The organism is Phenylobacterium haematophilum, assembly GCF_014196295.1.
In the GTDB taxonomy this organism is placed as follows: domain Bacteria; phylum Pseudomonadota; class Alphaproteobacteria; order Caulobacterales; family Caulobacteraceae; genus Phenylobacterium; species Phenylobacterium haematophilum.
This window is the reverse complement of the sequence record NZ_JACIDK010000002.1, coordinates 145,171-157,768: the sequence shown is the minus strand read 5'-3', so window position 1 is coordinate 157,768 and position 12,598 is coordinate 145,171. Positions and strand designations below refer to the sequence as shown.

General features: G+C 65.5%; 16 protein-coding genes. 4 read left to right on the top strand and 12 right to left on the bottom strand.

From position 1 onward, the window contains the following. Positions 1-43: 43 nt before the first annotated feature. A complete protein-coding gene (locus tag GGQ61_RS06625; RefSeq protein ID WP_183770901.1) occupies positions 44-649 on the bottom strand; it encodes a TetR/AcrR family transcriptional regulator in 606 nt (201 codons plus the stop codon). A 200-nt stretch (positions 650-849) separates the two neighbouring features. Continuing rightward, entirely contained in the window at positions 850-1,908 is a 1,059-nt protein-coding gene (locus tag GGQ61_RS06620; RefSeq protein WP_183770899.1) for a hypothetical protein, read from the bottom strand. Positions 1,909-2,079: 171 nt separating this feature from the next. Between GGQ61_RS06620 and GGQ61_RS06615 the strand changes: the two genes are divergently transcribed. Both GGQ61_RS06615 and GGQ61_RS06610 read left to right on the top strand, forming a co-directional pair. Further along, the gene (locus GGQ61_RS06615) at positions 2,080-2,496 is read left to right on the top strand and encodes a nuclear transport factor 2 family protein (RefSeq protein ID WP_183770897.1); all 417 of its coding nucleotides are present in this window, start codon (positions 2,080-2,082) and stop codon (positions 2,494-2,496) included. Positions 2,497-2,912: 416 nt separating this feature from the next. After that, positions 2,913-3,464: a GNAT family N-acetyltransferase gene (locus GGQ61_RS06610; RefSeq protein ID WP_183770895.1), complete on the top strand. Its 552-nt coding sequence runs from the start codon at positions 2,913-2,915 to the stop codon at positions 3,462-3,464. A 25-nt stretch (positions 3,465-3,489) separates the two neighbouring features. Here GGQ61_RS06610 and GGQ61_RS22605 read toward each other — a convergent pair whose 3' ends face one another. Genes GGQ61_RS22605 through GGQ61_RS06590 form a run of 4 tightly spaced genes read right to left on the bottom strand, consistent with a single transcriptional unit; the run spans position 3,490 to position 6,305 of the window. Then, complete coding sequence (locus GGQ61_RS22605; protein ID WP_221220912.1) at positions 3,490-4,326, bottom strand: EamA family transporter; 837 nt, start codon at positions 4,324-4,326, stop codon at positions 3,490-3,492. Further along, entirely contained in the window at positions 4,323-4,814 is a 492-nt protein-coding gene (locus tag GGQ61_RS06600; RefSeq protein WP_183770893.1) for a DUF3995 domain-containing protein, read from the bottom strand. Before GGQ61_RS06600 ends, GGQ61_RS22605 begins: the two co-directional genes overlap by 4 nt. A 1-nt stretch (position 4,815) precedes the next feature. Beyond that, the gene (locus GGQ61_RS06595; RefSeq protein ID WP_183770891.1) at positions 4,816-5,262 is read right to left on the bottom strand and encodes a PaaI family thioesterase; all 447 of its coding nucleotides are present in this window, start codon (positions 5,260-5,262) and stop codon (positions 4,816-4,818) included. After that, the gene (locus GGQ61_RS06590; RefSeq protein ID WP_183770883.1) at positions 5,259-6,305 is read right to left on the bottom strand and encodes an NAD-dependent epimerase/dehydratase family protein; all 1,047 of its coding nucleotides are present in this window, start codon (positions 6,303-6,305) and stop codon (positions 5,259-5,261) included. Before GGQ61_RS06590 ends, GGQ61_RS06595 begins: the two co-directional genes overlap by 4 nt. Positions 6,306-6,418: 113 nt before the next feature. Here GGQ61_RS06590 and GGQ61_RS06585 point away from each other — a divergent pair, with 113 nt between their 5' ends. Together GGQ61_RS06585 and GGQ61_RS06580 are read left to right on the top strand one after the other, a co-directional pair. Continuing rightward, complete coding sequence (locus GGQ61_RS06585; RefSeq protein WP_183770880.1) at positions 6,419-6,823, top strand: NUDIX domain-containing protein; 405 nt, start codon at positions 6,419-6,421, stop codon at positions 6,821-6,823. A gap of 71 nt (positions 6,824-6,894) precedes the next feature. Then, positions 6,895-7,773 carry a LysR family transcriptional regulator gene (locus GGQ61_RS06580; protein WP_183770878.1) on the top strand — a complete coding sequence of 293 codons (879 nt, stop codon included), beginning with the start codon at positions 6,895-6,897 and terminating at the stop codon, positions 7,771-7,773. Here GGQ61_RS06580 and GGQ61_RS06575 read toward each other — a convergent pair. From GGQ61_RS06575 to trbK-alt, 6 genes are all read right to left on the bottom strand, one after another. Continuing rightward, a complete protein-coding gene (locus GGQ61_RS06575) occupies positions 7,761-7,997 on the bottom strand; it encodes a DUF2274 domain-containing protein (protein WP_183770876.1) in 237 nt (78 codons plus the stop codon). The two genes, GGQ61_RS06580 and GGQ61_RS06575, sit on opposite strands and share 13 nt — an antisense overlap. Beyond that, on the bottom strand, positions 7,994-9,250 hold the full coding sequence (locus GGQ61_RS06570; protein ID WP_183770874.1) for a TraB/TrbI/VirB10 family type IV secretion system protein: 1,257 nt from the start codon (positions 9,248-9,250) through the stop codon (positions 7,994-7,996). Before GGQ61_RS06570 ends, GGQ61_RS06575 begins: the two co-directional genes overlap by 4 nt. Continuing rightward, a complete protein-coding gene (trbG, locus tag GGQ61_RS06565; RefSeq protein ID WP_221220946.1) occupies positions 9,247-10,215 on the bottom strand; it encodes a P-type conjugative transfer protein TrbG in 969 nt (322 codons plus the stop codon). Before trbG ends, GGQ61_RS06570 begins: the two co-directional genes overlap by 4 nt. A gap of 83 nt (positions 10,216-10,298) precedes the next feature. Then, the gene (gene trbF / locus GGQ61_RS06560) at positions 10,299-10,982 is read right to left on the bottom strand and encodes a conjugal transfer protein TrbF (RefSeq protein WP_183770870.1); all 684 of its coding nucleotides are present in this window, start codon (positions 10,980-10,982) and stop codon (positions 10,299-10,301) included. 4 nt (positions 10,983-10,986) lie between these two features. Continuing rightward, positions 10,987-12,294: a P-type conjugative transfer protein TrbL gene (gene trbL, locus GGQ61_RS06555; RefSeq protein WP_183770868.1), complete on the bottom strand. Its 1,308-nt coding sequence runs from the start codon at positions 12,292-12,294 to the stop codon at positions 10,987-10,989. A 2-nt stretch (positions 12,295-12,296) separates the two neighbouring features. Beyond that, a complete protein-coding gene (gene trbK-alt / locus GGQ61_RS06550) occupies positions 12,297-12,590 on the bottom strand; it encodes a putative entry exclusion protein TrbK-alt (protein ID WP_221220911.1) in 294 nt (97 codons plus the stop codon). Positions 12,591-12,598 lie beyond the last annotated feature (8 nt).

Below are 12,598 nucleotides of genomic sequence, written 5' to 3'. Positions count from 1 at the left end.
GCTAGGACGCCACGTCCGGCCGCCTGATAGCATGCTGGCGAAATCACGCTTCGCTGTGTCGTTCGGCATCCATCACGGCAGAGTAGGCCCGCTCAATAAGTGCATCGACATGGGGCGGGGGCGCACCGCCTTCGCCGACGTAGCGGCGAACAGCCGAGAACGGGATATCGATCGTGGCGAAGGCCGTCGCGCGACGCGTGGCCGCCGTGTCCAGGTCGAATAAGCGTCGCGTCATCTGGCCAAGCCCCTGCTTTATCTGGCGGCCAAGGCGTTCGGCCTCAGCCTTCATCTCAGGTGGCCACCCATCGAGCATGAAGTCCTCGCGACGGTGAAGGAGCATGACGCGAGCACCGTCGAAGTCTGCCCGCACCTGCCGCGGCATCGATAAGGCCGCCTCGAGACCGGCCTTCACCGGATCAACTTCCTCCAATGCCGCCATCCAGCGGTCCTGAAAGGCCTGGGCCTTGCTCAGCCAAAGCCTGCCGAGGAGTTCATCCCGCGTCCGAAAGCGGTGATAGATCGAACCGCTCGGAGCCCCCAGCGCGTGTTTGATTGCGGTCATCGTCGCCGCGGCAGGTCCGCGCGAAGATACGAGCGCGGCGGCGGCGTCGAGGATCTGACCTTCGTCAAATTTTGCGGGTCTTGGCATTCGCGACGGTTACCTTCTGAAATAGGTCCGAGACAAGGACCGTGCGTCTTGTTGCTCGTTGGAGTTCTGAGCCGACCCTAGGCAAGTTCGTAGTGCACCGTCCAACGAGACGGAAAGACCTAAAGCCCGCGAAGCGGCCTGCGCTGCAGTGGCCGAAGACGGGTTCGGTTCTGAAGCGACGTGGACAACACTGAGCGATATCATATCCGCGCGCCCAAGAGGGCGGCGACGATCGCCGTTGCGACCGCTGCGCCGGCGACCGCCCCGGCGATCCAGATCATGTTGGCGGCCCTTTGACCCACGCCGTGGGCCATAAGCACAACCCGTAGGCCGGACGACAGATGGACTGCCACGAAGAGCACGCCGAAGGCGTAGTGGGGCAACAACCGAATGTTCCAGGCGTCGTAGAGCAGCCCCTCCGGCGCGCCGGACGCCCACGCCCAGTTTGTCGGCAGGTCGCGAACGAGACGGGCGGAAATGAGGGCAGAATTCAGGTGGGTGACGATGAAAGCCCCGAGGTAAACGCCGGACCCGATCTGAAGCGTCCTGTGCCAGTCGCCGCCTGACGTCGTCCAACGCCACGCCAGCCTCCCGCCTGTCACGATCTGGGTCAGTAGAAGAGCGATCAGAAGGGGCTCGACCGCCCCGGAACGATAGACGGTCCTCCCGACCGCCATGACGCGCGCATGGGCGTCGGGCCCCAACAGTCCCACGAGGTGATTGCTGAGATGAAAGGCCACAAATATGACGAGCAGCGCCGCTGTGGCGCCGTGAAAGATCCGAAGCTTCGGCGGCGCTACGCGCTGCACTTCCATGGTCCTGCGGCTGGCGACGACGCCGTAGAGGGTCGCGCCTGCCCAGCACACCGTCCAGGCCGTCACGTCGCGAACCGGCGAGCCAACGAGCCCTAGTCCGACCCCGAAGAGCACGAACAGGGGCGGCGCGGCCATACTGAAGAACGCCAGGCGACGCGCCCGAACCTGAAATGCAGAGGGATGGTCGATACGCCCCAGCCGCGCGGCGGTGTAGAGCGCGTAGAGCGGCACGCTCATGGCGGCGAGCAAGAGCGCGGTCACGATCGCTATGCCGGCAGGATCGGACGGCCGGTCCGCTATCTGCGCGGAAAAGGACTTCAGGATGTGAGGGTAGGCGAGGGCTGCGAGGGGCGGTCCCAGCATCCACAGTGAAGCCGCGACGCCCGATCGCGCTTCAACGGCTCGTTCGTCCGCCGTTTGAGACTGGACCACTGCGCCCCCCATCCTGCTCATGACAGCTTGGACTGTAATAGGTGTTTCTGTCTATTTGAAGTCGTCCGCGCATTGTCGTGTGCGGCCTTCGCCTTGGGCGTCGACCCACAGGGTGACAGGATATGTCGTGACATCGCAGACCGAGACGTTATAGAGGGGACTGTCTAGAACACGGGGGATGTGATGTCCACGAACGAAGAAGTGGCATTGGCGACGATAAGAGCGGTGGAGCAGCGCGATCTCGAAACGCTGCATGCGCTCTATGACCCGAAGGTGACGTTTCACTGGCAGCCCGGGTTGCCGTATTCAGGCGACTTCAGCGGGCCCGACATGGCCGGCATGACGGCGATGTTTTCTGCAGTTTGGGGACCGCTCCAGCCTGACGAAGAGACGCGGCGCATGGACCCGCGCGTGCTAGCCTCCAACGATGATCTGGTCGTCATCGAATATACGTGGCGGGCGCGCCGTCCTGATGGAGCGAGCTTCGAAACGCCGACGCTGGCGAAATATCGGATCGCCAATGGCCGGCTGATCGAGGCGCAGATGTACTACTACGACCTGCCTGGACTGATCGAGTTCGTCGGTGCCGCGCGCGGCTAGGACGCTGGCGGCACTCTTGGGCGGCTCGCTCCTCGCGGCAGCGATGTGGATGCTCGTTGCGCCGTCGCACTGGTTTCACACCTTCCCTGGAGTCGTCGCGAGCGGTCCGTTCAACGATCATCTGGTCAGAGACCTCGCCGTAGCCTTCTGGCTTGTCGGGATCGCGTTCTCGTGGGGGGCTTGGCGTCCCGAAGCGGCAGTCTCGGGGGTCTTGGCAGGGTCGGCGTTCTTGATCGGACACGCCGGCATCCACGCAGCCGAAGCGTTCACTGCGCATAGCGGTCATGGTTTCCGTGCGGTGGACGTGCTGACTGTCTACGTGCCTGCTGGGCTTTCGGCGACTTGCAGCCTTCTCTGGTGGCGACACTGCCCCGCGCTGCAACGTCGCCAGCTGCAAACCCCGGATGGAGTTGTTGATGAGGGATGAGACTTCTGCGCTCGTGGCTCCGAGCCGTGAGCTGTTCAACCGCTTGCGGCCGGTGGCGCGAGAGATCTTCACGGCGACATTCGGGCGCGACTTCGAAACTGCTCCGTTCGAAGCCTTCTGCGACGGCGTCTATGGCCCGCAAGGGAGCATGATGCGTGATTTCGACGACCCGAGTGTCGAATGGCAGGTCGCGACAAGCCGTGGTGAGCCGATTGGATACGCCAAGCTAACGCCTCTCCGCGCTCCGTTCAGCGATGCGTCGGCCGGCGCGCTTGAGCTTCAGCAGCTGTATGTCCTCCAGGATTGGCACGGCCTTGGCGTTGCCGATCGCCTGATGGAGTGGGCGCTTTCGGCAGCGCGCCAGCGCGGAGCCGACGAAGTCTACCTGACGGTGTTTGATCATAATGAGCGGGCAAAGCGCTTCTATGCCCGGTATGGCTTTGCCGAGGTCGGCCGCTGTACGTTCACTCTCGGGGACCTGGTGGATGACGACCGGATATGGCGCGCCCAGCTCCGCAGCGGCGATCCACTCCCGGCCTAAGTCCTCGCAGGGCACTGACGTGCCGTCAGGACAGTCGGATGACGATGGCGCCCGCCAGAATGACCAGGGTCCCAGCGATGCGAGCGGAGCCAATCTTCTCTTTCAGCCAAACTACGGCAATGAGCGCGCCGAACAGGGCTGACGTCTCCCGAAGCGCGGCGACCAGCGCGATCGGCGCCATCGTCATGGCCCAAAGTGCGAGGCCGTAGGAGGCGACGGATCCCGCACCCGCCAGGAACGTCGGCCCTGACTGCGTCCGAAGAACCGCCAGAAAGGGTCGGCGTCGCACGATCAACGCCCAGGCAGCGAGCGGCGCGCCGAGCAGCCAGAACACCCAAAGGGCGAAGCCGACTGGTGACCCGGAAAGCTGGACGCCTCTGGCGTCGACTATGGTGTAGCCCGCTGTCGCTGTCGCGCTCAGGAGGGCGAGTCCGACGACCGACCAATCCCGCGGCAGGCCTCTCTCGAGGGACAGCATCAGGATCCCGGTGGAGATGACGAGTATGCCGACCCAAGCCAATGGCGGCAGATGCTGACCGATGAAAAGAGTGGTCGCCACAGCGACGACCAGCGGCGCAGCACCCCGCATGATCGGATACGCCCGGCTCATGTCGCTCTTCTCGTAATTCAGAGCGATTAGGACTGTGTACGTCCAGTGGAGCGCGGCTGAGGCGCCGAGGAGCGGCCACAGGTGACGCTCAGGGAAGGCAAAGAACGGCAAGGCCGGGGTTACGATGAGGGAACTCCAGCCGGACAGCGCGATCACACACATCAACCGGTCGCCAGCTGACTTCACCACGGCGTTCCAGCTCGCGTGCAGCGCCGCCGCCGCGAGCACCAGAAGGGTGGTGGTCCAGGTCACGTCGCACAGACGGGACGTCGGGATTTGGGCGTACGCCGGGCAAGGAGCAGCAGAACTCCGCCGAGAAACCAGAAGGGCTCGTAAACAAACACGGCCAGAGACTCGCGCTCGCTCAGGCCCTGCAGCCCTGCGCCGGAGATCAATCGCCAGCCATATTCGATCAGCGTCGGGACCGAGTGAACGAGACAGATGAGTCCGGCGCCGATCAGGAGGCTCACCCGGGTCCGGTCGCGCCTCAGGGCGATGCAGACATAAGCAAATGCGAAGCAGAGAGGGATGGCGACGAGGTCAGCGATGAAGAGTTTTGGATGGTCGATTAGGCGAAGGTCGGTCGGAAGTCCGACAGCACCCCCAAGAGCCCAATAGACGTGCACCGCGCCGAACAGCGCGCACCAGGCCGCCGCTGCTATTGCGGCGGCGCTCCGGTGCGCCGGCTGCCTTGATGGCCGAGGGATGTTGCTGATGCCAGTTCGCACGATGGCGGACACCTCAAGGCCGGTCCGACGGAACTGCGGGCTCGCGCATGCGCGCAACCGTTCCCTGGGCCACGGCGCACAGGCGCTCTGCCCCCTCATCCACTATGTGAATGTCGCAGCGTGCCACCGCCGTGGTGCGTCCGCCGCTGACCGCGTGCGCGCGCGCAACCAGTTCGAGACCGACGGCAGGACGGACATAGTTGACCTTGATCTCGACTGTGACGACCGCGCCCCCCAGCGCGGCCCCGCCCGCAAAGGTGAGGGCGTTGTCGGCCAGGTAGGCGAGAACCCCGCCGTGCACGAATCCATCCTGCTGCAGTAGTTCCGGCCTTACGGATAATCGTATCTCCGCCCCTTCGGCCGCAAGACTGATCAGTCGCGCCCCCAGGAACGCGCTGAACGCCTGTCCGTCGAAAGCCTTGAGCCCACGGTCCCAGAGCGCGGTCGCCTCATCGATCATTCGCCGAGGGTTCTCTGCTGGTGGAACACGGCGGGAAACCCTTCACGCCATGACGGATAGCGTGGCCTCCAGCCGAAGGTCTGTCGGAAGAGCGCGTTCGACCCGCCCCGCGCCTCCGTCATCATCACCCGGAGATGCTCGGGCAACAGCAGGCGGGCCAGCCACATAGGCAGGCGCTTGGGCTTGGGAGCCCCCATCGTGGCAGCCAGGAACGGCAGCCAATCCGCCACGGTTGCGGGATCATCATCGACAACATTGAACAGCCCGGGAATATCGGATGCGGCCGCAATGGCGGTGGCGCTGGCGACGTCCTCGATGTGGGCGAACGACCAGACCCCCTGCGCGTCGCCAATCAGTGGGAAGCGCCCTTTGCGGATAGTTTCCGCCATAGCGCTGCCCGGAGCCAGGTGCGTGTTGGGTCCATAGAAGCCGCCATATCGCAGGACAGCACCGTTCAGATCGCTCGCCTCGAGAACCAGGGCTTCGAGCTCTCGGATCGCGTTTATCGTCGTTCTAAGGCGCGCCGGCGGGTTCGGATCCAAGGGGGCCGCCTCGGTCTTCACTGCGGGACCGGTTCTTGCGTAAGGCCAGCCGCAGAAGCTTTGGGCGACGAAACGCGGCGCGCTGCATTGGCGGGCCGCATCAAGCAGATTGCGCGTCCCTTCAGTCCTGAGCCGATTCGTCATCTCGAAGTCGCGATCGAAGCGCCAAAGGCTGGTCGCGGGCGGGAGTGCTGTCAGCTGGTGGACCACTACCTCGGGCGCGAAGTCGTCGAACGCTTTCCGGACCGCATCAGCGTCAAGCGCATCGACGGCAAAGCTGGCGATCTCTGGCGGGATTTCACCGGGATGCCGGGCCAGCGCGCCAACGGTATGCCCGCGGGCGACCAACTCGGGTAGCAGGGAGCGGCCGACCGCGCCTGTCGCGCCTGCTACAAGCACACGCCGCCGGTCCGAAATCGGCGCGCGGTTTCGAGCATCGCCCTGGCTTTCTGGGCGCAGCGCCGGCTGGGCGCCTTCGGCCGGCGGGGCGTGTGGCGGCATGACGCGCTGCTTTCTCTATGGCTCGCTCAATGTCCTTGATATTAGAGAGGTTCATCTAAAATTAAAGGGGTGAGTTTGTATAGAGGTAAGGCGCGTTGAGGAGGAGCATCGTATTGGAGGTCCCATCCGATTTCGTCGGGGCGTTGATCGTTCAGAGGCAGCAGGTTCTGCTTGGCCGAAGGAGTGCCGAGAAGGTCGAAGCCGCGGGCTGTTGGGACCTGATTGGGGGGCGGGTCGAGGCAGGGGAGACGTTTGAGGCCGCCTGCATACGAGAGATCGAGGAGGAGATCGGCGTTCAAGCCGAGATCGATGGCGAGATCCTCCGGACACGTGTTGCGTCCGGGGCGGAGTATCGAATCTTTCGCGTGAGCCGTTGGCAGGGCGAGATTCGTCTCGCCAATGACGAACATTCGGAAATCGGGTGGTTCTCGGTGGAGCAGGCGTGCGATCTCCAACCGTTGGCGGCGGTGGAATACATCGAACTTTTCCAAGCTGTCGCAAGCGGACGCACGCCTTAGTGGCTGCGGATTTCCCGAACCGGCCTTCCCGTCGAAACCCTCCGAGCAGCGCGTCATTCGACGTGGTGGCGTTGCGCTACGCCGTGCTCGCCGCTTCGACCCTCAGCTTTGCTCGCGCCGCGCACGAATCTGGAATCAAGCAAGCGACCTTAAGCCGCCGCATCGCCCTGCTGGAGGACCGATTGGGATTTCGGCTGTTCAATCGCTCGACACGCGGCGCGCTGCCAACGGAGGCGGGACTACGCTATCTCGACGGCGCCCGGCGCATCCTCGCCGACTTGGACCGGCTCCACGCCAGCGGCCTGGCGATCGGCGACGGGCGAAACGGCAAGCTCGGCGTGGGGTTCGCGACGTCGCTGGCCACGGGAAACATGCGCGCGCTTTTCGTCGATCTCTTCCGGTTGATGCCGGAGTTGCGGATCATCGGATTGGAAGGAGATCGACGCCGTCTGACCCAGGCGCTCCACGCGCGTGCCATCGACTTCGCCGTCATAAGTGGTGATCTGCTTGATCTGGGCCTGGCGCGGAGAGCTCTGTGGGCGGAACGCGTCATGGTCGCGCTCCACAACGATCATCCCCTCGTCGGCAAGGAGAGAATCTACTGGCCCGATCTACGCGGTGAACGCTTCATTCTGCCGGTGCAGGATCCGGGGCAGGATCTCGCCAATCTCGTGTCTGCCAGGCTCAGCGAGCCCGGGTTCACGCCGGATGTGGACGTCGAGGAGGTCGGACGGGACAATCTTCTCCACATGGTTTCGACCGCACGGTTCGTCACGCTGACGACCGAGGCTTCGGTTGGCCGAGGGGATACCGGCGCCATCTTCAAGGAAGTCTTCGAAGCCTCGGGTCTGGTGTCGAATCTTCGCTTCTCCGGATACTGGCGCGAAGACGCTGACACGCCGGCATTGCAGACCTTCCTGCGGGTTATCGGAGAACGCTATCCGCCTTGAGAACCCGATGATCGGCGCAGCTTGCCGAAGCCGCGATCGGTCGCCATGAATCGCGAGAGCATCGGGGCAACCAAACGCGCCGGCTCGATCGGCTTCGCCTCTCCTGTTTCCCGCGCCAGAACTTCGCCGTAGGCGGTCAAGTCGCGAAACACGGCAGCGGGCAATTCGATCGTCAAGCGGACCGGCCGCTCTTCGGCAATGGCGCCGAGCTTCAGGGCCGTCATTTCGCACCCGCCCAAGGCGCCAATACCAAGTCGCGGCTTACGACAACCCGCACCGGGAAACCGGGACGCACAGTGAGAGAGGGCGGCACATTCAGCTGGCGGCGGACGATCTCCTGCCCGGCCTGGTTCAGCGTGTTCTGGCCGCCATCGCGGAGCGCGCGCACGAGTTCACTCGACCCATCCTCCGCGGCGAGCTGGGCGCCGAAGCTGAGAAGAGTCGATAGACCGGCCGCCTTGGCCAAGGCGCCCCAATGCTGATTGACGCGATCTTCCAGCCCAGCAAACCCCGTCGCATCCCCTGCTGGCAGACGCTCGAGCACGATCGATTGTCCATCTGGCAGGATCAAGCGAGTCCAGGCGAGCAGGACCCGGCGCTGACCAAAGCCAACCTGGTCATCATAGTCACCGATCAGGCGTGATCCCTGAGGTATCAGCAGGATGCGCCCGGTGGGGCTATCGTAGACATTCTCCGATACCTGGGCGGTGACCTGACCGGGCAGGTCGGAGCGTAATCCCGTGATGAGCGCTGCCGAGATGATACTTCCCGCCTGCAAGATGTACGGCGACGCCGGGGCGACGAGCCGCTCGGCGCTGACCGTCCGGCGATCCATCGCCGCGTTCAGGAAGGCGCGTCGATCTGATCCCGACGCTGGCGCGGCTGTCGCTGGCGTCGCGGCGGCGGGTGATTGTGCACCAAGGCCGCCGACCCCGAGCAATGAACCTAGGGAGGCAGGGCTGGCGACGCCGGCGTTGCCTCCCGTGTTCTGCCGGCCCAGGAATACACTGCTCGTCCGTGCGGCATCGCGCTCCTGAAGCGACCTTTGCCGTTCTTGCTGCCGAGCGGTCTCTTCGGCGCTGGGCGGAGGCGCAGACGCGCTTCCGCCGATCGGCGGAGTCGGTACGAGCTGTCCTCGCTCCTGCGCGCTGACGATCGGACGACCAAGATCTCCCGGGAGTGGCGGACCAAGCCGGGGCGCCTGGCCGTAGTCTTGAGGCGCGCTTGTAATCACCTCGGCTTTTGTGCGGCTGTCGGTGTTGTAGAGCTCCTCGCCAGCGCGCCTGTTCTGCGGCTGGAGGGCGTAGATCAAGGCGCCGCCGATCGCGATGCTCGCGACGGCCGCCATCAAGCCGAGGGCCCTGCGGGAGAGCCGCATCACTCGCGGCGGATCTCCTCGCAGCCGAAGGTCGGGCGGGGGATCACGCCGCGGCGGCGCCTCTTCCTCCGCCTCCCGGTCTCGATCACCCTCGGTCATCGCCGATCCCTCCCGTCGGTGCGCTCGATGCGCACACGCTGCTCGGTGCGTCGATCCCCGAGCTTCAGCTCGGCGGCGGCGAACAGCCGGTCCACGATGATGTGGCGGCCGGCGACCCGATAGTTGACCAGCTCTCCGCCGCCGTCCGCGCCGACGACGAAGATCGGCGGCAGCTCGCCTTGGCCTATGCCCGCGGGGAACTCGATGAAGACCTGACGGCCGTCATCGAAGGTGCGCAGCGGGCGCCAGGCGGGATTGTCGCCGGTGATGCGGTAGCGAAAATTGAGTGCATTGATATCGACGCCAGCCGCGACCGGCGTCGCCGCTTGCGCTGCAGCGTTCTGTCCGCGCAGCGCAATCAGCTGGTCGGCCGGATAGGTCCATGAGACTGACGCCATCCATGTGCGCTGGGTTGCGCGAAGCTCCAGGTGATACGTCCGACGATCGGTGTTGATGACCAGATTGGTGACGAGATCGGGCCGTGTGGGCTTCACCAGGATGTGCATGCGCTGCGTCGGACCGGCGCCGCTTGTCGTATCGCCAATAATCCAGCGAACGGTGTCGCCGGCCGCAACGGGGCCTGGCCCAACCAGCTGCTCGCCTTCTTGCAGCATGATGTCGGTGACCTGTCCCGGTGCCGTGTAGAGCTGGTAGAGCGCGCCGTCCGTCCAGGGATAGACCTGCATGGCGTTGATGAATCCGTCTCGGACAGGCTCGATCCTTGCGGCCGCGTTGGCCGTGCCGACCCGCGTCCGAGGGTCGGCTTCCTCAGCGGAGCGCGGCGTTTCATCGACCGGTTTCAGCTGGCCGGGGAGCGGCAGCGGCTCAGGGACGGCGACGACTTCGACCCTGGACGCCGGCGGCGCTGGCGTTTCAACCGCTACAACGGGCGAATCATAACTGATGTCCGGCGGTGGAGTCCCACGCGTGGCGCAGGCCGACAGCATGGCTGCCGACAGAAGCATCGGTGCAAGTCCGGGCTTACGGATCGTCGTAAAACCGTAACCGCGTGCGATCGTAATCGCGGGGATCTTAAGCAGCGGCAGGGTCATTGGGACAGCTCCTTTGACCAGTTGATGGCGTTGACGAACAAGCCCAGCGGATTTCTGCGGAGCTGGTCGGGCGTCCGCGGGGGCTGGAGGACGACCGTGACAATCGCCGACCAGCGCTCCGTGCTGGCCAGAGCGCCGTCCTGGTAGCGGCGTTCGGTCCATGCGACGCGGAAGCTATCCGGCGAGGCGCGAATGACACTCGAGACATCGACCGCGACCTGCACCCGGCCGACGTTGGCGAACGGGTCGTTCGCCCGCGCATAGTCGTTGAGCGCGAGCGCGCCGCGATCGGTCGTGAATTCGTAAGCGCGCAACCAGTTCTGACGGACGATAATCGCGTCGGCCGGTATTGACCGGACCTGTTCGATGAACCGCGCGAGATGGAACGCGACCTGTGGATCGGTCGGCCGGTAATCCGCGGTGGCGGGCTCGATCGCCCTCGCTTCGCCGAGCTTGTCGACCTCCACCACCCACGGGACGATGTGGCCACGTGCGGATTGCCAGACCAGTCCGGCGGTAAGGCCGCCGGACAACGCCAGCGTTCCAAAGAAGGCAAGCCGCCAGTTACGCGCCTGAACGCGCGCGGAGCCGATACGGTCGTCCCAGGCTTGGCCGGCGCGCTGGTAGGGCGTCTCGGGTTCGGGCGTCTTGCCGTAGCGGATGGTGGGGCGCTTGAACATCGGCCTAGTCCTTCTGGCTTACGTCGACGGCAGCGCCCGAGCCGCCGCCGTCACCGCCGCGCAGGGTGTGGGCGGCGACGGTCGCGCCGTGGGTCATGGTCTGCCGGCGGCGCATGGCGCGCGCCCAGGCGGGCGGGTCTGAGGGTGCGGATTCCGTGGCGGCTGCGCCGCCCGTGACAGTTCCGCCGGTCGCCCCGATCGAGGACCGGGCGCCTTGGCGGAAGCTTTGACGAAGGGAGTCCGCCGCGCGGCGGAGGGGCGAGGTCGCCGCGCTGCCGGCGGCCTGCCCGACGGCGCCGAGCCCTCCGGCGATGGCGCCAGCGCCAGACTTGCCGGCCGATCCTAGCGCGTATGCGCCGCTCGCGCCGCCCGCCGCCCGCGCGCCGCCGGAGGCCGCCCCGGCTACGGCGCTGGCGCCCGCTCCGGCGGCGAGTTTCGCGCCGGCGACGCCTCCTGCGAGCACGCCGCCAGCGGCGAGCGCCGTACCTGCCGCGGCGCCGGCGCCGAGCTGTGGCCCGCCGGAAACAATGCCGGTCGCGATGCCCGGGCCGAAGATGCCCAGTCCGAGCAAGCAAAGCGATGCGAGCACGATGGTCATGGCGTCTTCGATCGACGGCTGGCCGCCGCCGAAGCCCGCGCGGAATTCATCGAACAGCGTCGAGCCGATGCCTACGATGACGGCCAGCACCAGCACCTTCACGCCGGATGAGATCACATGTCCGAGCACGCGCTCGGCCATGAATGCGGTCTTTCCGAACAGGCCAAACGGGATCAGCACGAAGCCGCACAGCGTCGCCAGCTTGAACTCAATCAGCGTAATGAAGAGCTGCACGGCGAGGATGAAGAACGCCAGGATGATGAAGAGCCACGCGATGAGCAGGGCGGCGATCTGGACGAAGTTCTCGAAGAACGAGACCCAGCCCATGAGGTCCGAGATCGACTCCAGGATGGGTCGGCCGGCGTCCATGCCGACTTGCGCGACCCGCCCGGGCTGAAGCAGTTCCGTGGCCGTGAAGCCCGTTCCGGAGGCCTTGAGGCCGAGGCCGGCGAAGCTTTCGAAGACGATCCGCGCGAGGCTGTTCCAGTTGCCGATGATGTAGGCGAAGACGCCCACGAACAGCGTCTTCTTGACGAGCCGTGCGAAGATGTCGTCGTCGGCGCCCCAGCTCCAGAACAGGGCTGCGAGCGTCACATCGATGACGATCAGAGTGGTGGCGATGAAGGCGACTTCGCCGCCCAGGAGGCCGAAACCGCTGTCGATGTAGCGGGTGAAGACTTCGAGAAAGCGATCGACGACGCCGGTGCCGCCCATGGTCAATTCTCCCTGTGCGGACGATCGTCGGCGATGGCGCCGGCGGGGCGGGCTGACGGCGTGAGGAACCGACGGCGGTTCTCGGCCCAGGCGCGAAGACAATCACGATCGGAGGCGCCGTCAGCGCCAAGCGCCTGGCAGCGGCGCAATTCCAGAAGCAGCGGATCGTCGGGTTGGCTATCGGGCCGCGCCAGGGGCGCCGCGTCCCGGGGGACGTCCGGGGCGCGGGCCATTTCGATCGCCGTCATCGTGATGGCGATCGCGATGAAGATGACGGCTCCGATGCGGGCGAACAACTTGGTGT

What these genes read in the sequence shown, in the direction of transcription:
- trbF (WP_183770870.1), bottom strand. Translation starts at nt 10,982, where the DNA reads ATGTTCAAGCGCCCCACCATCCGCTACGGCAAGACGCCCGAACCCGAG.
- trbG (WP_221220946.1), bottom strand. Translation starts at nt 10,215, where the DNA reads ATGCTTCTGTCGGCAGCCATGCTGTCGGCCTGCGCCACGCGTGGGACT.
- GGQ61_RS06575 (WP_183770876.1), bottom strand. Translation starts at nt 7,997, where the DNA reads ATGACGGCCCTGAAGCTCGGCGCCATTGCCGAAGAGCGGCCGGTCCGC.
- GGQ61_RS06610 (WP_183770895.1), top strand. Translation starts at nt 2,913, where the DNA reads ATGAGGGATGAGACTTCTGCGCTCGTGGCTCCGAGCCGTGAGCTGTTC.
- GGQ61_RS06615 (WP_183770897.1), top strand. Translation starts at nt 2,080, where the DNA reads ATGTCCACGAACGAAGAAGTGGCATTGGCGACGATAAGAGCGGTGGAG.
- GGQ61_RS06590 (WP_183770883.1), bottom strand. Translation starts at nt 6,305, where the DNA reads ATGCCGCCACACGCCCCGCCGGCCGAAGGCGCCCAGCCGGCGCTGCGC.
- GGQ61_RS06625 (WP_183770901.1), bottom strand. Translation starts at nt 649, where the DNA reads ATGCCAAGACCCGCAAAATTTGACGAAGGTCAGATCCTCGACGCCGCC.
- GGQ61_RS06620 (WP_183770899.1), bottom strand. Translation starts at nt 1,908, where the DNA reads ATGGGGGGCGCAGTGGTCCAGTCTCAAACGGCGGACGAACGAGCCGTT.
- GGQ61_RS06595 (WP_183770891.1), bottom strand. Translation starts at nt 5,262, where the DNA reads ATGATCGATGAGGCGACCGCGCTCTGGGACCGTGGGCTCAAGGCTTTC.
- trbL (WP_183770868.1), bottom strand. Translation starts at nt 12,294, where the DNA reads ATGGGCGGCACCGGCGTCGTCGATCGCTTTCTCGAAGTCTTCACCCGC.
- GGQ61_RS06570 (WP_183770874.1), bottom strand. Translation starts at nt 9,250, where the DNA reads ATGACCGAGGGTGATCGAGACCGGGAGGCGGAGGAAGAGGCGCCGCCG.